Source organism: Hyphomicrobium sp. 802, assembly GCF_000526135.1.
Taxonomy (GTDB): Bacteria; Pseudomonadota; Alphaproteobacteria; order Rhizobiales; family Hyphomicrobiaceae; genus Hyphomicrobium_B.
On the sequence record NZ_JAFM01000001.1, the window covers coordinates 4,070,302 to 4,094,323 of the forward strand.

The following is a 24,022-nucleotide window of genomic DNA, read 5'->3' on the forward strand; positions in this document are numbered from 1 at the left end:
GGACGCGGCGTGCTGCGCGTGAAACTCTCAAGTTTATTTGCCGCTATCTAGCTTCAGAAGCGGCAGGCACTCGACCCTGGTCGGCTTGGTGCACAATCACAATCGCCGTTAGTTGCATGGGGTGACATTGACCTTGCGCAAAGTTGGAGAACGCGAAGTTTGACGATGTAGATCTCAGTCCGGCGCGAATGGACGGTGCTGCGTAAGACCTGCAAGCTCTGCACCATGCCCGCTTGCGATCTGCGATGCGCCACAGTGAGAATTTCGCCAATATGAGCGTTCCAACTCGCCCTCATCCTTTCTGGACAGAGCCGGTCGAAACGGCAATCCAAGCGTTGGCGAGCAGGCCGACAGGTCTTCATACTGGCGAAGCTGCAGAGCGTTTGGCGAAGGACGGTCCAAATCTCATCGGCATCAGCGGCCACCCAAGCCTCCTTGTGAAAGCACTCCGACGCGTTGGCGAACCGATGACGGCCATTCTGTTGCTGTCTGCGGCGGTCTCCGGAACGGCCGGCGATTGGCAAAGCTTTTTCATCATCGTTCTGATTGTCGCGCTGTCGATTGCATTGGACCTTTATCAAGAGCGCGAAGCCGAGAGGGCCATCGACGCGTTGAAGAAGTCTGTTGCCGTCACGGCGACCGTGCTGCGCGATGGGCGGCCGATTGAGATGCCGGTCAAGGATATCGTTCGCGGCGATGTCGTGAAGCTGCGCGCTGGAGACCTTGTGCCGGCCGACGGCATCGTTATTGCCAGCCGCAACGCTCTGACGAACGAAGCCAGTCTGACGGGAGAACCCTATCCGTGTGAAAAGTGTGCAGCCACATGTGCGAGCGTGCTGATCGCGGAAGCGCATAACGCGCTATTTGCCGGAACCAGTGTTGTCTCGGGTGAGGCGACAATGCTCGTGATGGCGACCGGCCGGGCGACAATGTTCGGCGCCATCGCAGCTTCGGTCGAGGCACGCGAACCGATGACGGCGTTCGAACGCGGCGTGCATCGTCTCGGGACTCTCATTCTCCGACTGACGGCATTTCTGGTGCTCTTCGTGCTCCTGACGCAGCTTGTGCTGCACGGGCTGTCACTCGAAAGCTTCATGTTCGCGGTAGCGCTCGCCGTTGGGCTGACGCCGGAACTGCTGCCGATGATCATGACGGTAACGCTCGCGCGCGGTGCCTTGCGCATGGCGAAGCAAAAGGTCGTGGTCAAGCGGCTCTCAGCCATCCACGATCTCGGCGCCATGAACGTGCTTTGCACGGACAAGACCGGGACGCTGACCGAAGCCAAGATCGCGTTGGTCGAGAGCATCGGAATCGATGGCAGCCACAGCGAGGCTGTTGCGAAGCTCATCAGACTCAACAGCCAATTTGCCAGCGGCGTTCGGAGCAATCTCGACGACGCGGTGATCGCCGCCCTGCCGCCTGCCGACGCGAGCTGGACATTTCTGGATGATGCACCATTCGACTTCGAGCGCCGCCGTTCATCGGTGCTTGTCGCGCACGATGGCAAACCTCAAATCATCGCCAAGGGCGCGCCCGAGATGTTATTGGCGCGCTGCTCGCAAGTTGAGCTTGCGGACGGCACGGTGCATCCGCTCGACGCAGCGCGCCGGTCCGAGCTTGATCGATTATTCGAAGCCAAGGCTCACCAAGGGTTGCGATTGCTCGGTGTCGCCCGGCGCGACGTTGGTCCGGAGTGCACGACGACCCGGCCTGAGAATGAAACGGATCTGACCTTTGTCGGCTGCGCGTCCTTCCTGGATCCCCCCAAAAGCTCAGCGACGGCGGCCGTCGCAAAGCTCCGAGGCGCGGGCGTCGCGGTAAAAATCATTTCAGGAGATGCCGCTCCGGTCGTGCTCAATCTCGTCAAGCAGCTCGATCTGCCGGCGCAGGGCATCATGTCCGGTGAAGACCTCGACGGCATCTCCGAAGTCGCACTGATCGAGAAGGTGTCGAGCAACGATCTTTTCGTACGTGTTTCCCCCGAGCAGAAGGGGCGGATCGTCAGAGCGCTGCGCATGCGGGGTTTTACGGTCGGCTTTCTCGGCGACGGCATCAATGATGCGACCGCTATACATGCCGCAGACGTCGGACTATCGGTTGAAGGTGGAACCGACGTCGCGCGCGATGCTGCCGATATCATCCTGCTTCAACCCGATCTCGGCGTTCTGGCCGATGGCGTCGCCGAGGGGCGCCGGACCTATGCCAACATCATGAAATATGTTCGCATGGGGACGAGTTCGAACTTCGGCAACATGCTGTCGATGGCGCTCGCGTCGTTGATCCTGCCGTTTCTGCCGCTGATGCCGCTGCAGGTTCTCATCAACAACCTGCTCTACGACCTCTCCGAGATCGGCATCCCATTCGACAGCGCCGACGACACGACGCTGTCGCGGCCGCAGACCTGGGATGTCGGCTCTGTGCTCGGCTTCACGCTGATCATGGGGCCACTGTCGTCGCTGTTCGACCTGGGAACGTTTCTGATGCTGTCGCAGGTATTCAAAGTCGACGCCGATGTCTTCCGGACGGCGTGGTTCGTCGAATCGATCGCGACGCAGATCCTGGTCATTTTCATCATCCGGACGGCCAAGCCATTCTGGACAAGCCGGCCAAACGGCGTTCTTGCGGCGAGTTCGATCGGGGCGCTCGCCGTGGCGATGGCCGTCGCGCTCTCGCCGCTCGGACATTTTGCAGGGTTCGTTCCACTTCCTGGCACGATCCTTGCGGCCATCGCCGGAATTACCGTTGCCTATTTGGCAGCCGCCGAAACCCTGAAGCCCTATGCGCTCAGGTGGGCGCCTAAAAATTTCTGGGCAATGTCAATAAGCAAAAAGGCGGACGTCGGTCGCTCGTATCTGCATTTCAAATAGTTTCCCCCTGCCATGAGCGGAGACCAATATCGACCGGCGGCCACCGACCGATGCGTGCGCCCCGGGGGGCTCTCCAAGCGGCGAAGCGACGCTTCCTGCCCGAGGAATTTTTGCGTATATCCAACATCTACTCGTCGCAGTCATAGCGATGGGGCGCCTGAACCCTGATCGGGCGCTGCTTGGAAGATCGACAGAAATCCGGGGATCGGGCGTGACGACTGAAATTCTCGTTATCGATGATGACCCGGAGATCAGGCGGCTGTTGCGGACGTGCTTTGAGCGCGAAGGTTATCTGGTCTCTGAGGCCGGAGATGCCACCGATGCTCGAGCGGCCCTGGCAAAGGGCGGCGTCAGCCTCGTTACACTTGATCTAACGCTCGGCCGCGACGACGGCCTTAGTCTTGCACGCGAAATCCGCGCCAACGGCGACATTCCGATCGTCATGGTCTCTGGAAAAGGCGATGCCGTCGATCGCATCGTTGGGCTTGAACTCGGAGCCGACGATTACATATCGAAGCCGTTCAACTTACGAGAGGTCCTTGCCAGGGTACGCGCGGTACTGAGGCGCCATGATGCGAGCCCGTCCGGCGCTCCAGCGCCGCAGGCGAAGCATGAAGTCTATCACTTCGGCTGCTGGGCCTTGGATATAACCAGCCGCGAATTGAAGGATTCAACCGGCGGCGTGCGCGAGCTGACGACAGGCGAGTTCAATCTACTCGAAATATTCATCCGGCGGCCGCATCGGGTCTTGTCGCGGGACGAGATCATGGACTTGCTCAAAGGGCACGACTATTCGCCGCTCGATCGCTCCATCGACGCGCTGGTCAGCCGTCTGCGCAAAAAAATCGACGATGACGGATCGAAGTCCGCGCAGATCAAATCCGTGCGTGGCATCGGGTACATGCTGGCGATAGACGTCCGGCGCGGCTGAGGATCACGCTCAGGTCGACGGCGCAGCGGCTTTCTTGTCGAGGACCGCGCGAAGGATGTTTGCCAAATCCTTCTGGGCATATGGCTTGCGCAAAATCGCCCATGTCTCATCGCCCGACGTCGTGGTCCCTGCGATCTCTTCGGCAAATCCTGTCGTCAGGATAACCGGCAGGCCTGGACGATTTTCTGCGATCCATTTGCCGAGGTCGATCCCTGTCATGCCGCCCGGCATCATGATGTCGGTGAAGACCAGATCGACCGCCAGGCCGCCCTTCAACGCTTCCTTCGCCTCCGCGCCAGTGACGCATTCGACGACGCGATAGCCGAGGCGTTCGAACCGCTTCACCGTCAGGGCGCGGACGTCGCGATTGTCTTCGACGACGAGCACCGTCTCGCCCGTGGCTTGGTGCGTCTCCGAAGCAGGCGACGACTGTTGGGCATTTTTGGCATCGACGCTGCGCGGCAAATAGAGATTGATGGTCGTGCCGGTGCCGGGCTCGCTGTAGATCGTGATGTTGCCTTGTGACTGCTTCACAAAGCCGTAGATGGTGCTGAGACCGAGGCCGGTGCCACGACCCGGCGGCTTGGTGGTGAAGAACGGCTCGAACACACGGTGCAAGGTTTCTTTCGTCATGCCGATGCCGTTGTCAGAGACGGAAATGCGAACGTATTCGCCAGCGGTCAGCGGGCCTTCAAATCCCGTTTCGCCCTCTTCCAGCGTGGCATTGTCGGTGCGGATCGAGAGCTTACCGCCGTCGGGCATCGCATCGCGGGCGTTGATCGCGAGATTGATGACGGCTGCTTCCACCTCGCCGGCATCGACGCGCGCCAGCCAAAGGTCGGGCGCCAGATGTGTTCGCAATTCGATCGTGTCGCCGAGCGTTCGCCGCAGCAATTCGGTCATGCCGCGAACCTGTTCGTTGAGATTGATCACCTCGGCGGCAAGCTGACGGCGGCGCGCAAACGTCAAGAGACGATTGGTCAATCGCGCACCGGAGTCAGCGGCGCGCGCCGCGCGTGTCAGCAGCTCGTGATCCTGCGGATTGGTGATCGTCTCTTCCAGCAGCTCCAAATTGCCGGAGATTATGGTCAGCAGATTGTTGAAGTCGTGAGCGATGCCGCCACTGAGCTGACCGATGGCTTCCAGCCGCTGCGATTTCAGCGCGGCTTCTTTCTGTTTGATGTCCGAAGTCATGTCGCGAAAGAGACCGACGACCGCGACGCGCGAACCATCGGCGCCGACGATATCGGCCACGTGACCTTGGCCTGGAAACCTCGTCCCGTCGCGCCGCCGGAGCGACGTCAGGATGGTCCGGCTGCCGGTGCTGTCGGCCTGATCATCCTCGAGTTTGTGAAGATCATGCGGATCGGCAAAAAGGTTCGACAGATCGGATATCATGGCTTCATCGGACGTGTACCCGAACATGCGTGTCGCCGCCGGATTGACGAGGATGATCTCTCCATCCGGGGACGAAATGACGAGCGCTTCCGGAACGTGATCGAAGACAGCCTGAAACAGCAGAGACTGACGGTCGATCTCGGCCTGCAATCGCGCACGCGCACTCAGGTCGTTGATGATACCGGAGAAGAATTTCTGGCCACCGACCTCGAACATGCCCACCGAAAGATGGATCGGAAAAATGGTGCCGTCCTTGTGCAGACCCTGCACCTCGCGGCCGACGCCGATGATTCTTTTTTCGCCGGTCGTCAAATGGCGCTGAAGATAACTGTCGTGTTGGGACTGATACGGCTCCGGCATCAGCATATTGATCGGCTTGTTGAGCATCTCGCCGGCGGAATAGCCAAACATTTGTTCGGCGGCAGGATTGACGCTTTGGATGCGGCCGGAACTGTCGATTGCCAGGATCGCAGCGACCGCCGACTCCAGGATCGCCTTCAGCATGGCAGACCTTGATATGACTGGTTCTTCCTGATCCACTCTAATGCCTCGATGCCTTGCAATCCAGATGTTGCGATCCGCGGATCGGAGATGACGTATCCCCGTGCGCCCCAGCCATCGACTGATCTCGGTCAAAGCAGTTTCGTGACAATTCCACGAAATTCGAGACATCCGATAGGAGACGTTATGGCTACCAACGACCGCCCCCAAATAGCAGGGACGACAGACAGTGAGCACCCGGCGGCGCGCTTTAAAGCAGATTGCGCTCTGCAGCTCGACATCTGCAAGTCCCTGCTGGCTGTGGCCGATAGCCTACCTGGATCGCTAAATACAACAACAATCGACATCCTGTCGAAATTGTTGCAGTCGACATGGGCAGCGCATCTGAAACTGCAGAGCGAAGTTATTGTGCCGCTCATCGCCAAGCGCCATGAAGCTATTTCCGATGTACACAAATGTTTTACGCCACTGACCCGACAGCACATTGAGATCTCGGGCATTAATGACGAACTGGCGGAATGCTTCGATATGGTCGCTAAGGGCGAGCCGGTCGAGAGCAGCATGCTGGGATTTTTAATCCGCAACGCAGCAGAGCGGCGGCATGAGCATGTCGATTGGGAAAAAACCCTGCTCGGTCCTCTTCTGCCCAAGACCTTAACTCCCGCGGAGCGCCAAGTTTACTGGGACTGGGCGGCCGCCAATCCGTGGCCCTACGAAGGTTTCAAAGTCCTTACTATCAGCAACCTCAATTGATCGAAGTCAATTCGGACTGCCGCCCCGACGCCTGATCATTGGGGGCATGGCGAAGGGCAGCAATAGTGAAACGTACCTGGATCTTAATTGCGGACAGCAGCGGCGCGCGGATTCTCGAAGCGCTCGGGAACAGTCGTGGATTTTTCGAGCACGCCGTCGGGGACGGACGCTATCCATACCGGTCGGACTCCGCGCCTCAGGAAGAGCGACCGAGAGTAACCAAGGCGCTCGATGGGCTGTTTGCTAGCCAGCTCAGCACCATGTTGGCAAACCGACTCAAAAGCCGCTCGTTCGACAGGCTGGTTCTCGTCGCTCCGACGGTGATGCTGGGAAAGCTTCGCAAAATGATCAGCCCCGCCGTTCGCGAGACCGTCATCGCCGAGATCGAAATGGATTTGACCGACGTCCCGACCAGCGAGATCGCACAACACCTAGCCGACGTCACCCTGTTCTAGGACAACGTCTTTTCAGGCGTCATTTGAGCCGCTCCAACGGCTGGCGCTTTGACCGCCGATGCCGCCGGATGCCAAACGACCTCGCGGATCGACGAGTCGCCTTCATAGGGCCGCGTTTCGAAACCGAGGTCCCTCGCCATGTCGAGCATATGGGTATTGGCCACGTTGACGAGGCCGTAGATCTGCTCGACGCCTTCGTACTGGGCGTAGCTCAACAAGGCTGACATCAATTGCCAGCCGAGGCCGTGGCCGTGGAGATCAGACCGGACCAGAATGCCGAATTCGCCACGCGTCTGATCCGGTTCGAGGACAAGGCGTGAACCGCCGATCATTTCATTCGTTTTCGCGTCGATTGCGACGAATGCCATTTCGCGGGCGTAGTCGATTTGCGTCAACGTCGCGAGGAACGGGTGCGGGAATGTCTTGCGGCCGGTAAAAAACCGCAGCCGAACGTCTTCCTCGGAGATCTGCGAAAAGAACTTAGCAAACGCCGGCTCATCTTCGGGGCGCACGGGCCGAATGAGAACTTTGCCCACCGGATTGATTGAAATCTCCCGCTCAAGGTGAGCGGGATAAGGCCTTATGGCGAGCGGCAGACGCGGGTTCGCGTCTTCGTTTGCAAGCTTCATGCGCGCGTCGATCGCGATCACGCCATCTTTGTCGACGAGCAGCGGATTAATATCGAGTTCGCGAATCTCCGGGTGGTCGACGATGAGATCGCTAATGCGAACGAGCGTGTCGGCGATGGCGTCCATGTCGGCAGGAGCGTGATCGCGATAGCCCTTCAACAGCCGGGAAATCCGCGTTTCGCAGATCATCTGGCGCGCGAGATGCATATCGAGCGGCGGCAACGCCATTGCGCTATCGCGCAGCACTTCGACCGCGACACCGCCTGCACCGAAGAGAAGCATCGGACCGAAAGTCTGGTCGACGCTCATACCGACAATCGTCTCAAGCGCATCCGGCCGCTTGACCATCGGCTCAACCGTGAAGCCGTCGATCCGGGCTTTCGGCAATTTGGCCTTGATCTTCGCCAGCATATCGACCGCGGCTTGTTCGGCGGCTGCGTCGCTTTCAAGGTTCAGGTGTACGCCACCGACGTCCGATTTGTGCGAGATGTCGGGCGAGGCGATCTTGATGACGCACGCGTCGTTGTTTTTCAGAATGCCGGCCGCGACAGAGCGAACGGCCGCCGGATCGGGCGCCAGAACTGCCTTGTCCGTCGGAATGCCATATGCTGCCAGGATTGTCTTGGTTTCGAGCGCCGACGCGACGGTTCTGCCGCTTTCGAGAATCTTCCGGATTTCCCGACCAGCGGATCGCGAGTCGTACTTGTGGTCGCCAGCCGCAATTTGCGGCGTACGCATCAGCTCGGCTTGGGAGCGCGCGTGATCGACGAGTTGCATGAACCCGGTGATGGCAGCCGACGTCGAGTCGAAGGTCGGGATGTCATGGGCTTCAAAAAGCGCGCGGGCGGCGCGAACCGCGCCGTCGCCAAGCCAACACGTCATGACCGGCTTATCGGCGACCAGCTTAGGATTGGCCGCGACCGTATCGACCACGGCTTGGCCGGCATCGGTCGCCGAGATCGTCGCTGATGGGCAATGGAGAACCAGGATCGCATCGGAATCCTGTTCGCGCAGAAGTGCTTCAAGCGCATCGGCGTAGCGCTTCGTTCCGGCGTCGCCGATGATATCGACGGGGTTGCCGTGCGACCAGGTCGGCGGCAGAATGCGATTGAGCGCCTCGATCGTATCGGGGCTAAGCGTCGCCAGCGTGCCTTTCCAGTCCTGCAGCTCGTCAGTGGCCAAGACGCCCGCTCCGCCGCCGTTCGTCAGAATGGCCAGCCGCTCGCCACCGAGCCGCGACACGCGCGACAGGGTCTCAGCAGCCGCAAAGAGATCGTCGAGCGTCAGGACGCGCAAGATGCCTGAACGGCGGAAAGCGGCATTGTAAGCAGCGTCGGAGCCGGCCAAGGCGCCCGTGTGCGAGAGCGCAGCGTGGGCGCCGCCGGCGTGACGGCCAGTCTTGACGACAACGACGGGCTTCATGCGCGCGGCGCGGCGCGCGGCTGAAATAAACTTCGGCGCGTGTGTCACGGCTTCGACGTAGAGAAGAATGGCGCGGGTGTTGGCGTCGGTTGCGAGATAGTCCAGCATATCGCCAAGGTCGATGTCGGCCATCTCACCGAGCGAGACGACGTGCGAAAAGCCGATGCCGCGGCCGGCAGCCCAGTCGATAACGGCCGTGACCAAGGCACCCGATTGCGAAACGAACGCCAAGTCTCCGGCGAGTGGCGCACGATGGGCGAAGCTGGCGTTCAGGCCGATGGGCGGGATCATCAATCCGATACAGTTCGGACCGAGGATGCGCAGGCAATTCGGCTGTGCAGCCGCAATCATCGCCTTTTTCTGCTCGCCCATCCCGGCCGCAAGTGCGATTGCAGCTCGCGTTCCCTTGGCGCTGAGCTCCTCGATGAGGCCGGTGATGGTACCGGGCGGTGTCGCCAGGACAGCGAGATCGGGCGCCTCCGGCAGGTCCGCAACAGTTGAGTAGCAACGGCGGCCGTCGATATCGCGATATTTGGGGTTTACGAGGCTGATCGGACCTTTGAAGCCACCCTCAAGCAGGTTCTTCAAAACGGTCGCGCCGACTGACCCTGGACGCTTGCTGGCACCAATTAATGCAACCGAGTGCGGCGCGCACAGGTAGTTCAAATTGCGAACAGTCATCAGCCCCAATCCTTAATCAAGATCATGCCCAGATCCAATAAGCGACCGCGCGACCTGCTGTTCTGATCTGAATCAATAATATCTCGCAATTGCTCACTTGCGCTGCGTCAATGAGATTTAATGCAATGAGCGTAACAAAGCCGCGGGACAAATCGAGCAAAGAGGGCATTTTCGTGCATATGCTAACCAACGTGCAAAATGCTCTTCCGCCGCCGCATTCGAACGTAACCGCACTTCTAACCGACCAGTCGGGAACGCGATCCGAAACGGCAAAATTTACGCCCGCGTCGCTGCCCACCCCCGAGCAGCCGGAACTTGATCGCTATGTCCATTACCTGATCGCACGAATGACCGGCGGGCTTTCTCCCGCCGCTTGCGCCAACGCTTTCTTCGACTGGGGCTCGCACATGGCGGCCTCTCCGGGGCTGCAGCTTGAATTGATGGGTGAAGGTGTCCGCCAATGGATGCGGCTGCTGGCATTCACGCAGCAAGCTATGGGCAGCAACGCGGCCTTGCCGCCGAGTGTCGAACCGCAACCGCACGATCATCGCTTCATCTCCGACGGTTGGAAGCAGTATCCTTTCAATGTTTTCGCGGAAGCCTTTCTGCTTGGTGAAGAATGGTGGCATTCGGCAACCACACGCGTTCGCGGCGCTGAAAAACAGAGCCTCAATCGCGTCGATTTCATTACACGCCAGATGCTCGACGTTTTTGCTCCGGCAAACTTCGTCGCGACGAACCCGGATGTGCTTTCCCGTACGCAGTCAGAAGCCGGGCTCAATCTGCTTCGCGGCTACTCGAACTATCTCGATGATGTGAAGCGCCTGCGCTCGCGCGAGGCTCCGCCGGGAGCGGAGAAATTCAAGGTCGGCGAAACGGTTGCCGTGACTCCCGGAAAAGTCGTCTATCGCAATCACCTCATTGAGCTGATCCAATATGAGCCGACGACTGAGACAGTGCATTCAGAGCCGATTCTGATCGTGCCGGCCTGGATCATGAAATATTACATTCTCGATCTCAGGCCCGAGAACTCGCTGGTCAAATATCTCACCGCGCAAGGCTTCTCGGTCTTCATTATTTCATGGCGCAATCCGGATGCGGGTGATCGCAATCTGGGCTTCGATGATTATCGGCGCCTTGGCGTGATGGCTGCAATCGATGCGATCACACGTATCGTCGGCGATCGCAAAATCCACGCGACGGGTTATTGCCTCGGCGGCACGCTGCTTTCCGTTGCAGCTTCCGCCATGGCCAACGAGAATGACGATCGCCTTGCGACGCTGACGCTGCTAGCCGCGCAAGCCGATTTTCGCGAGGCCGGCGAATTGACGCTCTTTATCGACGAGAGCCAGATCACGCTGCTCGAAGATATGATGGCTGAGCAGGGCTTTCTCGATAGCGCGCAAATGGCTGGCGCTTTTCAGTTGCTGCGATCGAACGATCTGATCTGGTCGCACGTCGTCAACGATTATCTGCTCGGCGAGCGACAGCCCGTTTTCGATCTGCTCGCGTGGAATTCTGACGCGACGCGAATGCCGTACCGGATGCATTCGGAATATCTGCGATCGCTGTTCCTCAACAACGATTTTGCCGAGGGACGTTTCAAGGTCGACGGTCGCTCCGTTGCGCTAACCGATCTCCGCGTGCCGATTTTCGCGATCGGCACCGAGACCGACCACGTCGCACCGTGGCGGTCCGTTTATAAATTCAACATCCTGAGCGATACGAGCGTGACGTTCCTGCTGACAAGCGGGGGGCATAATGCCGGCATCGTCTCGCCGCCCGGCACACCGCACCGCAGCTACCGGATGGCAACCAAGCTCGCAAACGACAAGTTCGTCGATCCCGACACATGGTTTGCAACGACGCCGAAGACAGAGGGATCGTGGTGGACCGCCTGGGCCGAATGGCTCGCCCGCATGTCGACCGGAATAGTCGATCCGCCGTCGATGGGCGCACCGGAGAATGGGTTGAAGCCCCTTTGCCCGGCCCCTGGCACATACGTACTGCAAAGGTGATGTCCAGGCATTTCCTGTCTTGACCTTCGTCAAGGCGCTGGAATGGCCGAGGACGAAAATTTATCATTTCACGGCGCAAGCATAGGAGTGAAGAGCATGCTTGATCGACCTGCCAGAAACGACATGAGCACACAGGTTCCGGCGCCCGGCATTGCGCCGATGCTCAATGCCTTCAATCCGATGACGGCCTATATGGCCTTCTGGGGAGGGCCCGCACTTCAGCTCGGCGGCCAAGTGGCGCAAAGCTGGCTGCATTTTCTTGGTTCTCGCTGGATGAAGGACATGAGATTTCCGCAGCAAATCGCAGGCTGCAAGACAGCAGACGATGTGGTGACCGCCGTTGCCGAGTTCTGGCAGCAGGCGTCGAAAGATTATTCGTCTGAGATCAATCAGCTTGCCAATTTGACGTGGACTGCCACGCGGACGGCGTTCGACGGCGCAGGTACATTTACCTCGAAAGATTGCAGTTGTTCCGGTAAATGTGCGTCTCACCCGGCCGGTACTGCGTAGGAGAAAGCGTCATGAAAGCCAGCGACGTAATGACGACGAAGGTCATCTCCATTCGCCCCGATGCAACGCTCAGCGAGATGATCAAGAAAATGCTCGATCACAGGATCAGCGGCCTGCCCGTCGTTTCCGAGGATGGCAAACTCGTCGGCGTCGTCACCGAAGGCGATTGTCTTCGCCGGGCCGAGACCGGCACGGAAGTGAAGCGCTCGTTCTGGCGCGATATGCTGACGGGCTCGGAGACGCTTGCCAATGAATACATTCGCACGCACGGCCGCAAGGTCTCAGAGGTGATGACGCGCGATCCGATCAGCGTTTCGCCTGATACGGAACTCAGCGAAGTCATCCATGTCATGGAGAAGAACCGGATCAAACGTGTGCCGGTCGTGAAAGACGGCGCGGTTGTCGGCATTCTGAGTCGGGCGAACTTGCTGCAGACGTTGTCGGGCCTCGTCAGAAATACCGACGTCGACGACACTGACGCGGACATCCGCAAAGGCGTTATCGCGGCGCTCGGAACATTGCCGTGGGCCGCAAACGAATTTCTGAACGTCACCGTCAAGGATGGAGTCGTCGATCTCTGGGGCTGCTATACGGCCTATCGGCAGGACGAAGCGGCCGTTGTCGCCACCGAGAACGTGCCCGGCGTCAAGCAGGTGCGCAATCACTTGTCCTGGGTCGATCCGATGTCCGGTACGGTGGTCTACTCGCCGGACGAAAAGGTGCCGCTGGCCGACGCATAAATCGGGTTGACCGCGAGCCGCGCGATTGATGCCCATGCGATAGTCGCGGCAGCGTTGCGACCATCTCCTAATTCGGATCCGAAAGATAATCCGCCGATGAAAGCCATGGTCTTCCGAGCCGTCGGAGAGCCTCTGACCCTCGAAGAAAGACCTGATCCGCAGCCGGGAAAAGGCGAAATCCGCGTTCGCGTCGAAGCGTGCGCGGTCTGCCGGACGGACCTGCACGTCATCGATGGCGATCTTCCCGATCCCAAGCATCCCGTTATTCCAGGGCACGAGATCGTCGGCATCGTCGATGCACTTGGCGCAGACGTTCACGACCACAAAATCGGCGAGCGCGTCGGCGTGCCGTGGCTCGGCCATACGTGCGGGCACTGTCCCTATTGCCTCGCGGAGCGCGAGAACCTGTGCGACTTTCCGCTTTTCACCGGGTACACGCGTGACGGCGGATTCGCCACGCATGTGATCGCCGATGCGGACTTCGCCTTTGCGATGCCGGGTTTCAGCGATCCCGTGGCGGCAGCGCCGCTGATGTGCGCTGGCCTTATCGGCTGGCGGTCTTTGCGCATGGCGGGCGACGGCAAGCGTATCGGACTCTATGGATTTGGCGCGGCGGCGCACATCATCGCGCAGGTCATCATCTGGCAGGGACGCGAGGTTTACGCATTCACGAGAGCGGGCGACAACCAAGCGCAGGACTTCGCGCGCTCGCTCGGTGCGGTATGGGCCGGCAGCTCAGACGATGTGCCGCCCAACGAACTGGACGCCGCAATTATTTTTGCGCCTGTGGGCAGCCTCGTTCCAGCGGCACTCAAGGCGGTCCGCAAAGGCGGCCGCGTCGTCTGCGGCGGCATTCACATGAGCGACATTCCGCAGTTTCCCTACGATATTCTATGGGAAGAGCGGGAGATCCGGTCGGTGGCCAATCTCACGCGCCAGGATGCGCACGAGTTTCTCGACATCGCGCCGAAGGCCGGGGTCCATACGACGACGACCGTCTATCCGCTCGCTCACGCCAATGAAGCGCTTGCCGACTTGCGGGCCGGACGTTTCTCCGGCGCCGCCGTTCTTGTTCCCTGATGCTTATTGCGCCGGGCCGTCGCGAACCTCGACCTGAGGAAGCGCGACGCGTGGGCGCGAGATCTTTTCAGTCGGCGCCATGACGGTCGCGACGCCGGTGATAACCTCCTCGCCCTTCTGATTGACCGCCTTGCAATCAAGATTGACGCGGTGGTTCTTCGGCATTTTCTCGGAGACCGTCAGTGTGACCGTCAGGGTATCGCCGACGCGCACCGGATGACGAAACTGCAACGTCTGATCGAGATAGATCGTTCCCGGACCTGGCAGCTTAGTGCCGAGCACTGTCGAAATCAGCGCAGCGCCCAACATGCCGTGCACGACGACGCCGTGAAAAATATCGGTCTTGGCGAATTCGGGATCGACGTGTGCAGGATTAAAGTCCCCGGATACCGCAGCGAACAACTCGATATCGCGGTGGGTCAACGTCCGCACAAGGCTGGCGCTATCACCGACCTTGAGTTCGTCGAAGGTGCGGTTGGTCAACGTCTCCATGAAGTCTCCTTGGTGCTATCCGAGAATGTGATAGCCGCCATCGATGTATTCGAGATTGCCGGTGAGCGCTTTGGCGTTATCGTCCGCCAGGAACGCGGCGACGTTGCCGACATCGTCGATCGAGACGAGTTGATGGTCGGGCATGCGCTCGCGCGTACGGTCCAGAAGCTCATCGAAGCGATCAATGCCGGATGCGGCGCGGGTCTTCAGCGGTCCCGGCGACAGGGCATGAACTCGAATGTTCTTCTTGCCAAGCTCGGCCGCCATATAACGCACCGAGGATTCGAGCGCGGCCTTCACCGGCCCCATCAGATTGTATTCTTCGACGACCTTTTCTGAGCCGTAGAAGGTGACGGTCAACAGGCAGCCGCCATCCTTCATCAGAGGCTCGGCGAGATGCGCCATGCGAATGAAAGAGTGGCACGAGACGTCCATCGCGAGTGAGAACCCGGCCTGCGAGCAGTCGACGACGCGGCTGTGGAGATCATCCTTCGGCGCAAAGGCGATGGAGTGCAGCAGGAAGTCGAGCTTGCCCCACTCTTTTTCGATGCGCTCGAACACCGCTTCGAGCTGGCCGGGCTCGCGCACGTCACAGGGGACGATAATCGGGCTCTTGAGCTCTTCGGCGAGCGGGCGAACGTAAGGCTCGGCTTTGGCATTGAGATACGTGATTGCGAGATCGGCACCGGCGTTACGAAAAGCTTTCGCGCACCCGTAGGCGATGCTGTGTTCATTGGCGATGCCGACGACAAGGCCCTTTTTTCCAGCAAGCGACATGCGGCGTCTCACCTCACTCGGAAAGAGTTGCGATCAACGCACCTGGATCGACGACACTATTTTCGCCGGCTACGATGGTGATACGACCATCGGAGGGTGCAGTGATCTCGTGCAGCGCATCCTCGATGCGGACGACCGCAATGCCGTGTCCGGCGGCGACGCTAGCGCCGTCGGGAACAAGCCAGCGCACGAGCGTGCCTTCCGGGAAGATGCTTGAGGCCCACAGGGCTTCGTCAATTTTGATGTCAGACATGTCAGCTCCGATTGCCTATCGGCGATGATGTTGTTTTTCGCCGGGCACCTGCATTCTTGCTGCACTTGCGTACAATTATAATGATCTCGGTCAAAAAAATTCGCTGCATCGCGAAAGACGATGCAGCGAAAAAGCACAATATATTTTTCTGAATTTGTCCGCGTTACGCGACCGGCTCGATCTTGCGAGCCTGTAGCGCCATCGCGATCAGGGCGAAACCGCCGAAGATCATGTTGATGCCGACGAGCAGACCGATCGCCCATGCCGCCGACGACGGCAGGCCGAAGAAGATCATGGCGCCGAGCACGAGATCGACGATGCCGCTCAACAACATCATGACCCAGGCACCGGGAAGCTCGTTGCGATGTTCGAGCGCGAACATAACCGACGCGATGCCTTCAAGGATGAAGAAGGCGACGAGCACAATCGTCAGCGAAACGGCCCCTGTGGCGGGCGAAAAGAGCAGGACGAGACCGGCACCGATGCCAATGATGGCCGAGAGCAACGACCACCAGAAGCCTGGCATCGGCCGCATGGAAAATGTCGTAAAGAGGCCGGCGATGCCGCTGAAGAGAAGGAGCCAGCCGATAAAGAATGTGACGGTGAGGGTCGCGATCGGCGGCACGATGATCGCTGCCGTACCGAGAACGACGAGAACAATCCCTTCGATAAGGAACATTTTCCAATTCTCGTGAAGCGACGTTACGAGCGCCTGCCTCATGCGGCGGACGTCTGATGGATCGAATGACATTTTCAAGCTCCTGTCTGGGCGGGTAACGCAGCAAGCACGGCGCTAATCTTACGATAGTTCGCGGCTCGGTGCCGTACCAAGCGTGCAAAGTCGTGAATGTCTTACGACCGAGCACATTAAAATCCGCACTTGGCGTTGATCCGCCGCAACGCACTGCACCGCACAGATGCGCAGAGAACGGCGTTAATGCTCGTTAAACGGTGCGAAAGAAAAGTTGTAGAGGCCGGACGCAGCTTTGCTGCTTCAAAGCACGCCCGCGAGCAGCGCGTCGCGTTTGTTCTCATGCGTTCTCAAGCCCCCTCCAATCCGGACCGAGCGAGCCGTGGTCGGCGTGGCCATCGCCCGCTTTTGTCGAAGCCGTGAGCGAGTTACGCGCCGTGCATTAATCCGCTCTCTGATTTTAGCGACGGCTGAAGCCACCAACCGCTGCCGATTTTTATTCGCCATGATTTGGCCGCAACCTATTCACGTTCGCTTCATACGGCTGCCCTTATCCGCCTGGGCTTCGAGAATAGATTGCCGACGGCACAATTGCCGTGAAAGCGCGACGCCGACGTACTAACGACTAAACGGAAATCGATTCGCAGCGTTCGACCAGGACGCGACAAAATTCGAGGAAATGCCATGAATCCCAGCCGACACGCTGCTCTCGCCGCTGCGTCGCTCCTAACGGCACTGACGGTCACGCCCGCAGTCGTCATGGCGGACGATCAGCGGCCGCCTAACAAAGAAGATAAAATCAAGAGGCACGAAAAGGAAGGCAACGGCGGCCAAAATCAATGGCAGCAGGGCAAGCCGCAGGGGCAACCTGGAAAGCCTCAGGGGCAACCGAAGAATTTCGGCCAGCAAGGCGGGCGTCCGGAGAAGCACGGCAACCCGGCGTTCGGCCAGCAGCAGAAACAGCCAAATGTGCAGCAGAAGAACTTCGGAAATGGCGGCGCTGGAGGAAATCCAAATGCGTTCGTCAAGCCGAAGCCGCCACAGCCATCGGTCGTGAATAAGGCGGTGGTACCGCAGCAGCAGCCACAACAGCGCCCCAAGCATCAGAACGCGGGCCAGCAGAACTTCAACAACCAGTTCGGCGGCCCAAACAAGGCACCGAACAATGCGCCGCCGCTGAAGCCGCAGAACGAGCAAGGCTGGAAGCGCGTCACGCCGGGCACGCAGCCCGCCCCCGTCGTCAATCCAGGCCAGCCGAACAAGCCGCAGAACCAGCAGGGCTGGAAGCGCGTCACTCCGGGCACGCAGCCCGCGCCTGTCGTCAATCCGGGACAGCCAAACAGGGCGGTCACGCCGAATTTCGCCGCCCCGAACAAACCTCCGCAGACGGCTGCGGAAGCCAAGCGGCGCTTCGAGGCCATGCGTGGCCAACGCAAAGAGGTTAAATTCGACGGAGGCAAGGGCGTCGTTATCGAAGAGCCCGGCAAGCGTCGCATCTATCGCGAGAACAATCGCGTCTTCATTCAACACGACGATACCGAGCGGCTGCGGCGTGTCGCGCCGAACGCCCGCTTCGAACGCGGAAAAGGCGGTACGAACGTCGCCGTGATCGACCGCCCAGGCGGTTATAAGATCTATTCGGAGACGGATGCCAACGGCCAGCTCATTCGCCGGTATCGCCGTGGGCCCGACGGGCGCGACTTCATCATCATCGACAATCGCCGCCGCCGTCATGACAACTTCGGCAGAAATCTCGCGGCCGGAATCGGCATCGGTGTCGGCGTCGTTGCTGGTGCCGCCATCCTGAATTCGATGCTCGACGTGCCGCCGCCGCGTGTCACCATTCCGCGCGACGAGTACATCGTCGATTACGAACGTGCGAGCGACGAAGACGTTTACGAGGCACTGAGCGCACCGCCGGTCGAAGATTTCCGCGGGGGATATACCCTCGATGAAATCCGGGCGACGGCTGCGCTTCGCGACCGCATGCGCCGCGTGGACCTCGACGACATCACGTTCGATTTCGGCTCGTGGGAGGTCAATCCGAGCGAGTACGGTAAGCTCGACCGGATCGCGCGCGCCATGCTCCGGATCATCCATCGGCACCCCGATGAGGTGTTCATGATCGAAGGCTATACGGATGCTGTCGGCTCACCGGAGGACAACCTTTCGCTCTCCGACCGGCGCGCGGAATCCGTTGCGGAAGTGCTGACGCAGCAGTTCCAGATCCCCTTTGAGAACCTGACGACGCAAGGCTATGGCGAAGAGTACCTGAAGGTTCCGACCCAGGCGCCGGAACGGCTCAACCGCCGCGTCGCCGTTCGCCGGATCACGCCGCTCCTGGCTCGCGGTAATGCCGGCGCGCCTCCTCCGCCGCCGCAGGGCGCTGGCCAATATGACGACGGCCCTGGCGGTCCTGGTGATGGCGGACCGGACGATGGCGGTCCCGATGACCAGGGTTACGATGGCCCGCCGCCAGGACGTAACTAAAGGTTCTCGACGATAATTGCTCCCGCCGCCTCGATAGTAATCGAAGCGGCGGGATTTTCTTTTGGGCGCGCCGTTGCTAATTCGCCGAGGCTGGCCGCCATCCCGCTTCGATGGCTTCCTGCTCGGAGCAGAACCAACGCTTGCCTTTTCCGGGTTCCATCTTGACCCGGTCGTACCAAGGATCCCACGGCATATGAAAGATCCGGCCGCGGGATGAGACGTTGCCCTTGATCGCGCAGCCTTTGGGCGCGCTCGTTTCGGCGACCTTCCATTCGTTGTGGCGGAAATCCCAAGGTGCTTCCGCGGCACCTTGCCAAACGCCGACCCTGGCGCTCCGCGCCTCCGTTTCGACGGCGACGTATCTTTTCGAGTAGCGGACGAACGCCCAGGCAAGTCCGACGCGGACCATGGCCTCATCGATATCGACGCCGTCCGCAAAGCAGGTCGCGAGCACGCGCCGATAACGATCGGTGCCTTTGCGTTCGCACATCAATTCCCGATGTTCGGCGAGCTTGCGCAGCATCGCGGCGGCGGCAACGCCGCAGTTCCACGTCTCACCCGATGCTGTTTGGCACGTCTGCGCAATTTCAGGCGCGTCGATGCCTTCAAGACGGATGCGGGTCGCGCCAACATCGAGCGTGTCACCATCGACGACGTGGCCGATACCCGAGATGATCGCAGGCTGGCCGTCGTCGCCGGGCAATGCATGCACGACGAGCGGGAAAAGTGCGATAACGAGCGTCGCAACGCCAACGCTCGTACGCGAAGGGGGCCGGATAGGCGGGTTGATGAACATATAGCGAACATCGCGCTCGCCGGTGTCGCAACATGGGCGTCGTGGTGGTGATTTCTTGCTGTTTCATGAGTCGATACAACCGCGCGAGAATGCTCGTGCGACGGGAGCGTTTCCGCCTCGGCCGTTGGACTTTGCAGCTTGTCGATGGAATGAAGGTCGCGACTTCGACATCGCGGTGGGGAATCGCGCACAATGACGGCAGACCCTGCGCCGCAGCCAGCGGCCCGCCAGTGACATAATTCGCCGCGATATTTCGCGTGCTTTGCGCGCGGCGCCCGACGCCGACGACAACGAGGACCTGAATGACTTCCCAATACCCGCAGCCGCCCGCTCCGCCACCGCTGCCGCCGTTTGCGGCTCAGCGGCCGGCTTTCGAGCGCGCGCCCCTTGGTTCGGGGCCGCGCCGCGGACCACCGCCGCCGGGGAGCCCGCGCAAGCCGCCGCCACGCCGGCGCAGCGGCTTGCTCGTGGGCGTCGTCTATTTCCTTCTCGTCGTCCTGTTCGTCGGCGGAGCTGGCGTCGGCTATCTCGTGCTCAATCCGCCGAGCGACTTCATCCGACAGAAAATCACCGAGCAGGTAAAAGCCCGAACAGGACGCGACCTCGTGATCGCCGGACCGGCGACATTTGCGTTCTTCCCCGAGCTCGGCGTGTCGTTGCATGACGTGTCGTTGTCGGCGCCTGCGGGAATGGACGGCACGCTGCTTCATGCCGAAGCGCTTCAGGTGAGCGTTGAGCCAATATCGCTTCTGCAGCAGCGGCCGAAAATCAATGCCGTAACGCTTCGCCAGCCGGTGTTCGACTTCCACGTCGACAAAAATGGACGGAACAACTGGAAATTCGCGACCAATCGCGCGGCAACGCAGGTCGCCGAGTTGCAGAGGGCCGGCACACTGCGCGACGCAAGTGCTTTCGATGTCGCCGCCGCTGAGGTCGATGGCAATTCGGTTGCCATTCCGTCCGTCTCGAATGTGCAGCTCGATAACGTCCGCATCGAGGATGGAACGATCCGCTTCAGCGACGACCGGACCGGCCGCAAATCCCAGGTGTCAGGCATCAACGTGAAGCTCGGCTTGCCGTCGCTGGAAAGTCCGCTTGTTGCAAACGGCAATCTCGTCTGGCGCGACCAGCGTCTCGATTTCGACGGCAAAATCGAAAACGTGCGCGGCTTGCTGATGAACGCGCCCGCACATCTCACATTCTCGACCAAGAACGGGCTGATCAATGCCTCCTATAGCGGCGACCTGACCGTTCAGGATGGCGCGATTCTCGACGGCCAAGTTTCGGCCAAGGCGGATTCCGCTCGCCAGCTTGCCGAATGGTTCGGCTCCCGACTGCCCCCCGTCACCGGCTTCGGGCCGCTGTCAATCGAAGGCAAGCTGCAGACGGCCGACAACGTCACTGAGTTTTCGAACGCGACATTCGCGCTGGATGGCGAAACGGCGAAAGGCACGATCAAGGTAACGACGGGCGGTGTGAGGCCGTTCGTTGAGGCGAACCTTGCGATTTCCGCGCTCGATCTCAACAAGTATCTAACGAACGCCGTCGTCGGCACGCTGGTAACTGAAAGTGCGAATGCTCCGGCCGATCCGGCACCGGCGGCCGCGCCTGCCGCTGGCCCCGACGAGATTCAGAAGCTTTTGCAGAAGCAAGGCACCAAGGTTTACGGCGTCGAACAACGCGCGGGCTGGTCAAGCGAGCGACTGAACCTAACGCTCCTTGGACTCGCCGATGGCAAGGCGCAGCTCGCTATCGGCAGGCTGCATTTCAAGAACGTGTCGATCGGCCAATCGTCCGTCGATGTCACCGTCAACAATCGGGCGATGCAGGCGTCGTTCAACGACGTTGCGCTCTACGAAGGCCATGGTCGCGGCGTGCTGACGCTCGATGGCTCAGCCGACACTGCTAACATTGGCGCCAATTTCAATTTCGACAGCGTCTCGGCTCTGCCGTTCCTGAAGGATGCTGCCAACTTCGGCTGGGTGTCCGGGAACGCCAACGTCAAGCTGCAGCTCGCGGCAAACGGCGCCAGTCAGCTGCAATTGATCGAGAGCCTGAACGGCAACGCCGGGTTCCAGTTCTCGAACGGCGCCATCGTCGGCTTCAATCTGCCCGGCGCCCTGCGCGGGCTGTCGCAGGGCAACTTCGGGGCTCTCAGAACGTCACCGACGGAGAAAACGGATTTCAGTGCGCTGGCCGCGACGTTTACGGTTACGAATGGCGTCGCGCAGAACCAGGATCTGCAGCTTGTCAGTCCGCTTTTGCGGGCGACCGGCAGCGGCGTCATCCACATGCCGCAACGGACCGTCGACTATACCGTGAAGCCGAAGCTCATCGCCTCACTCGAAGGCCAAGGCGGCAATGCACAGGCATCCGGCATTGAGGTTCCGGTAAGGATTACCGGGTCCTGGGATCATCCGAGCTATCATCCCGATCTAAACGGGGTGCTCGCTGACCCGAACAAGACAATGGATGCCATCAAGAACATCGGCAAAAAACTCAAAGGGAAGAATTCAGACGAAATCGTCGATTCTCTTTTCGGCAAGAAGGGTGACGAGGATCCGCAGACCGAAAAGACGAAGAAAAAAGCCAAGAAGCTGCTGAACCAATTATTTGGCAAGGCAGACGATCAAAATTAGCAAAAATTTCACGGCTGAGTTTCGCTTCGATGACGGCAAAAGCGACCGAGCGAGGCGTCACAAAACCGGTTGTTAAGCCGCTGGCGCACCACGGCTAAAAAAAATTGGCGCAGGGCACAAAAAGCTCTTGCGTAGGGGGGGCGTTGGCCTCATATGCACGCTCTCTCGTCTGTCCACCTGCCAACATGGTCGAGGTTTCCCAGAACCAATGAGGTAAGGAGCGGGCGGGTCAAACCTATCTGCTGGTTGGGGAGGGTCACATGGCCTTTAATGACACCCTCTTCCAATTGGGGATGGACTTGACTCGTTCAAGCACCGCCCAAGAGGAAGATCACGCGCGCGCTGAGTTCAACGCGGAAGTCGAGGACTCGATTGTGAGTCCGATTGCTGAGCAAAGCGTACCTAGTGCAGGGACTACGATCTTTATCGATCTCCATGGCGCCATGCGCCTCGGCGACGTCAAGTCCGCCGAGCGTGCGATGAAGCGTGCCGTCGAGAACTTGGGCCTCAAGCTCAAGAGCCTCCACCTTGACCGCGCCGCTGGCGGCGACGTGTCGGGTGTCGCGGTCTTGAGTTCCGGGCACCTGTCCTTGCAGGCTTGCTCGCGGACCGGCTTTGCCGCTGTCGACGCGCGCGGATGCGATGGGCTGACGCCGTCAAAGGCGCTGCTCGCACTCGCGGGCGCTTTCGGAGCGCGCGAGGCTGTCATCCAGCGCAAGCGCACGGCTTCGGTCGTTGAAATGCCGACCGTACGTGCCGTACGGCCCGCGCAGCGCCAGAAGGCCCAGGCGAAGGCGGCTTAAGAAGAGAGTTTTGTCTTGGCACCGAGCGACTGCTTTTTGTTGCGCTTGGCAGCTCCCTACGGGAGCCGGCCGCCAAGCGCGAAGCGGACTGTCGGTGCAGCTGACTTCTCTGAACTGACTCCCTACCAGCAATAGGTTGCCGCGATCGGGTATGTCTCGATCGCGGCTTTTGGCGTACCCGGATGCTCCGCTACAATCCCAATTAAGATTAAGTATGCTCAAAATCCTGTCGTGTGCTTCGATAGCGAGATAGAAAACTCTTCGAAGCTGTCTGCAACTATATGTGAATTTGCCTTTTAGACCCGTTTGCGCAGAGGATTTGTTCAAATGGAAATTTTATATTCGCCAAAGTTTTATGCCAATCAGCAGGCAGGTTCATTATCTTCCGCTGAGGTCGTCATTCCGATCGTGCTTAGTTTGTTCAAGGTGAACTCGGCGGTCGATATCGGATGTGGAGTCGGAGGGTGGCTAAAGACGTTGTCACAGCACGGCGTGAGCGACTACCAGGGGCTCGATGGCGATTATGTGAGCGCCGAGATGCTACAAATTCCGGCCGAGCATTTTACGCCCACCGATTTGTCACGCTCCTTTTCGCTTTCGCGCAAATATGATTTGGCGATTTCTCTGGAAGTTGCTGAGCACCTACCTGAGAGCAGTGCTGACGAATTCGTTGAATCAATCGTAAATGCTGCGCCGGTCGTTTTGTTCTCGGCTGCAATACCGCTGCAAGGCGGACTCAATCATATCAATGAGCAATGGCAGAGCTATTGGGCGTCGAAGTTTGCTACGCACGGATACGTTGCGATTGATTGCATTCGCCCCGCTATCTTCCGAGATCCGCGTGTTGCAAGCTGGTATAGGCAAAATATACTAATTTTCTGCGAGCCGGCTAAAGTCCCATCTTCTCTATCGCCCGTGACATCGCCTTATCAGTTAGATCGCGTCGATCACGGCCTTCTCGCGTATTTTCAAGGCGGTTCGTCTCAACCAGGAAGCGGCAGGGAAGCCTTACAGAGCATAAAGCAAGCTGTACCGGTGCTCATAAATGCGGCCCTTAAGAAAGTGCGATTGGCTTAGCGTACAACGGTTTGTTTCG

At 59.7% G+C, this 24,022-nt stretch carries 19 protein-coding genes; 12 read left to right on the forward strand and 7 right to left on the reverse strand.

All coding sequences use genetic code 11. From position 1 onward, the window contains the following. The first annotated feature begins 272 nt into the window (after positions 1-272). Positions 273-2,867 carry a magnesium-translocating P-type ATPase gene (gene mgtA, locus HYP802_RS0120655; protein ID WP_024276452.1) on the forward strand — a complete coding sequence of 865 codons (2,595 nt, stop codon included), beginning with the start codon at positions 273-275 and terminating at the stop codon, positions 2,865-2,867. A gap of 211 nt (positions 2,868-3,078) precedes the next feature. Continuing rightward, entirely contained in the window at positions 3,079-3,798 is a 720-nt protein-coding gene (locus HYP802_RS0120660) for a response regulator (protein WP_013949633.1), read from the forward strand. 9 nt (positions 3,799-3,807) lie between these two features. Here the strand turns inward: HYP802_RS0120660 and HYP802_RS0120665 are convergent, their stop codons facing one another. Then, positions 3,808-5,700, reverse strand: coding sequence for a PAS domain S-box protein (locus HYP802_RS0120665; protein ID WP_013949634.1), 1,893 nt, complete (start codon positions 5,698-5,700; stop codon positions 3,808-3,810). A 183-nt stretch (positions 5,701-5,883) separates the two neighbouring features. Between HYP802_RS0120665 and HYP802_RS0120670 the strand changes: the two genes are divergently transcribed. Together HYP802_RS0120670 and HYP802_RS22645 are read left to right on the forward strand one after the other, a co-directional pair. Beyond that, a complete protein-coding gene (locus HYP802_RS0120670) occupies positions 5,884-6,450 on the forward strand; it encodes a hypothetical protein (protein ID WP_013949635.1) in 567 nt (188 codons plus the stop codon). 65 nt (positions 6,451-6,515) lie between these two features. Then, positions 6,516-6,905 (forward strand): host attachment protein, encoded by a 390-nt coding sequence (locus HYP802_RS22645; protein WP_013949636.1) that lies wholly within the window; start codon positions 6,516-6,518, stop codon positions 6,903-6,905. On the opposite strand, the gene HYP802_RS0120680 is transcribed toward HYP802_RS22645, so the two are convergent. Continuing rightward, positions 6,902-9,637 (reverse strand): bifunctional acetate--CoA ligase family protein/GNAT family N-acetyltransferase, encoded by a 2,736-nt coding sequence (locus tag HYP802_RS0120680; protein WP_024276453.1) that lies wholly within the window; start codon positions 9,635-9,637, stop codon positions 6,902-6,904. The two genes, HYP802_RS22645 and HYP802_RS0120680, sit on opposite strands and share 4 nt — an antisense overlap. 125 nt (positions 9,638-9,762) lie before the next feature. Between HYP802_RS0120680 and HYP802_RS0120685 the strand changes: the two genes are divergently transcribed. The 4 genes from HYP802_RS0120685 to HYP802_RS0120700 all read left to right on the forward strand — a co-directional run bounded on the left by HYP802_RS0120685 (position 9,763) and on the right by HYP802_RS0120700 (position 13,985). After that, positions 9,763-11,655: an alpha/beta fold hydrolase gene (locus tag HYP802_RS0120685; protein ID WP_013949638.1), complete on the forward strand. Its 1,893-nt coding sequence runs from the start codon at positions 9,763-9,765 to the stop codon at positions 11,653-11,655. 96 nt (positions 11,656-11,751) lie between these two features. Then, positions 11,752-12,165 carry a hypothetical protein gene (locus tag HYP802_RS0120690; RefSeq protein WP_013949639.1) on the forward strand — a complete coding sequence of 138 codons (414 nt, stop codon included), beginning with the start codon at positions 11,752-11,754 and terminating at the stop codon, positions 12,163-12,165. Positions 12,166-12,176: 11 nt separating this feature from the next. After that, positions 12,177-12,905, forward strand: coding sequence for a CBS domain-containing protein (locus HYP802_RS0120695; protein ID WP_013949640.1), 729 nt, complete (start codon positions 12,177-12,179; stop codon positions 12,903-12,905). Between the two features lie 96 nt (positions 12,906-13,001). After that, positions 13,002-13,985, forward strand: coding sequence for a zinc-dependent alcohol dehydrogenase family protein (locus HYP802_RS0120700; protein WP_024276455.1), 984 nt, complete (start codon positions 13,002-13,004; stop codon positions 13,983-13,985). 3 nt (positions 13,986-13,988) lie between these two features. On the opposite strand, the gene HYP802_RS0120705 is transcribed toward HYP802_RS0120700, so the two are convergent. From HYP802_RS0120705 to HYP802_RS0120725, 4 genes are all read right to left on the reverse strand, one after another. Continuing rightward, entirely contained in the window at positions 13,989-14,477 is a 489-nt protein-coding gene (locus HYP802_RS0120705; RefSeq protein ID WP_013949642.1) for a MaoC/PaaZ C-terminal domain-containing protein, read from the reverse strand. Positions 14,478-14,492: 15 nt separating this feature from the next. Continuing rightward, entirely contained in the window at positions 14,493-15,254 is a 762-nt protein-coding gene (gene fabI, locus HYP802_RS0120710; protein ID WP_013949643.1) for an enoyl-ACP reductase FabI, read from the reverse strand. Between the two features lie 13 nt (positions 15,255-15,267). Continuing rightward, complete coding sequence (locus tag HYP802_RS0120715; RefSeq protein WP_013949644.1) at positions 15,268-15,507, reverse strand: lipoyl domain-containing protein; 240 nt, start codon at positions 15,505-15,507, stop codon at positions 15,268-15,270. A 163-nt stretch (positions 15,508-15,670) separates the two neighbouring features. Continuing rightward, entirely contained in the window at positions 15,671-16,258 is a 588-nt protein-coding gene (locus HYP802_RS0120725) for an HdeD family acid-resistance protein (protein WP_013949645.1), read from the reverse strand. Between the two features lie 624 nt (positions 16,259-16,882). On the opposite strand from HYP802_RS0120725, the gene HYP802_RS0120730 reads away from it, so the two are divergent. After that, the gene (locus HYP802_RS0120730; RefSeq protein ID WP_013949646.1) at positions 16,883-18,688 is read left to right on the forward strand and encodes an OmpA family protein; all 1,806 of its coding nucleotides are present in this window, start codon (positions 16,883-16,885) and stop codon (positions 18,686-18,688) included. Positions 18,689-18,764: 76 nt separating this feature from the next. On the opposite strand, the gene HYP802_RS0120735 is transcribed toward HYP802_RS0120730, so the two are convergent. Continuing rightward, a complete protein-coding gene (locus HYP802_RS0120735) occupies positions 18,765-19,484 on the reverse strand; it encodes a thermonuclease family protein (RefSeq protein WP_013949647.1) in 720 nt (239 codons plus the stop codon). A gap of 302 nt (positions 19,485-19,786) precedes the next feature. Between HYP802_RS0120735 and HYP802_RS0120740 the strand changes: the two genes are divergently transcribed. The 3 genes from HYP802_RS0120740 to HYP802_RS22650 all read left to right on the forward strand — a co-directional run bounded on the left by HYP802_RS0120740 (position 19,787) and on the right by HYP802_RS22650 (position 24,003). Next, positions 19,787-22,123: an AsmA family protein gene (locus HYP802_RS0120740; RefSeq protein WP_013949648.1), complete on the forward strand. Its 2,337-nt coding sequence runs from the start codon at positions 19,787-19,789 to the stop codon at positions 22,121-22,123. 293 nt (positions 22,124-22,416) lie between these two features. Further along, complete coding sequence (locus tag HYP802_RS0120745) at positions 22,417-22,926, forward strand: S-adenosylmethionine decarboxylase (RefSeq protein ID WP_244421066.1); 510 nt, start codon at positions 22,417-22,419, stop codon at positions 22,924-22,926. Positions 22,927-23,253: 327 nt separating this feature from the next. Further along, entirely contained in the window at positions 23,254-24,003 is a 750-nt protein-coding gene (locus HYP802_RS22650; RefSeq protein ID WP_013949650.1) for a class I SAM-dependent methyltransferase, read from the forward strand. The last annotated feature ends 19 nt before the right edge of the window (positions 24,004-24,022 follow it).

Excerpts from the sequence above, each read along its gene's own strand:
- mgtA (WP_024276452.1), top strand. The coding sequence starts at position 273 with ATGAGCGTTCCAACTCGCCCTCATCCTTTCTGGACAGAGCCGGTCGAA.
- HYP802_RS0120665 (WP_013949634.1), bottom strand. The coding sequence starts at position 5,700 with ATGCTGAAGGCGATCCTGGAGTCGGCGGTCGCTGCGATCCTGGCAATC.
- HYP802_RS0120670 (WP_013949635.1), top strand. The coding sequence starts at position 5,884 with ATGGCTACCAACGACCGCCCCCAAATAGCAGGGACGACAGACAGTGAG.
- HYP802_RS0120680 (WP_024276453.1), bottom strand. The coding sequence starts at position 9,637 with ATGACTGTTCGCAATTTGAACTACCTGTGCGCGCCGCACTCGGTTGCA.
- HYP802_RS0120685 (WP_013949638.1), top strand. The coding sequence starts at position 9,763 with ATGAGCGTAACAAAGCCGCGGGACAAATCGAGCAAAGAGGGCATTTTC.
- HYP802_RS0120690 (WP_013949639.1), top strand. The coding sequence starts at position 11,752 with ATGCTTGATCGACCTGCCAGAAACGACATGAGCACACAGGTTCCGGCG.
- HYP802_RS0120695 (WP_013949640.1), top strand. The coding sequence starts at position 12,177 with ATGAAAGCCAGCGACGTAATGACGACGAAGGTCATCTCCATTCGCCCC.
- HYP802_RS0120700 (WP_024276455.1), top strand. The coding sequence starts at position 13,002 with ATGAAAGCCATGGTCTTCCGAGCCGTCGGAGAGCCTCTGACCCTCGAA.
- HYP802_RS0120705 (WP_013949642.1), bottom strand. The coding sequence starts at position 14,477 with ATGGAGACGTTGACCAACCGCACCTTCGACGAACTCAAGGTCGGTGAT.
- fabI (WP_013949643.1), bottom strand. The coding sequence starts at position 15,254 with ATGTCGCTTGCTGGAAAAAAGGGCCTTGTCGTCGGCATCGCCAATGAA.
- HYP802_RS0120715 (WP_013949644.1), bottom strand. The coding sequence starts at position 15,507 with ATGTCTGACATCAAAATTGACGAAGCCCTGTGGGCCTCAAGCATCTTC.
- HYP802_RS0120725 (WP_013949645.1), bottom strand. The coding sequence starts at position 16,258 with ATGTCATTCGATCCATCAGACGTCCGCCGCATGAGGCAGGCGCTCGTA.
- HYP802_RS0120730 (WP_013949646.1), top strand. The coding sequence starts at position 16,883 with ATGAATCCCAGCCGACACGCTGCTCTCGCCGCTGCGTCGCTCCTAACG.
- HYP802_RS0120735 (WP_013949647.1), bottom strand. The coding sequence starts at position 19,484 with ATGTTCATCAACCCGCCTATCCGGCCCCCTTCGCGTACGAGCGTTGGC.
- HYP802_RS0120740 (WP_013949648.1), top strand. The coding sequence starts at position 19,787 with ATGACTTCCCAATACCCGCAGCCGCCCGCTCCGCCACCGCTGCCGCCG.
- HYP802_RS0120745 (WP_244421066.1), top strand. The coding sequence starts at position 22,417 with ATGGACTTGACTCGTTCAAGCACCGCCCAAGAGGAAGATCACGCGCGC.
- HYP802_RS22650 (WP_013949650.1), top strand. The coding sequence starts at position 23,254 with ATGGAAATTTTATATTCGCCAAAGTTTTATGCCAATCAGCAGGCAGGT.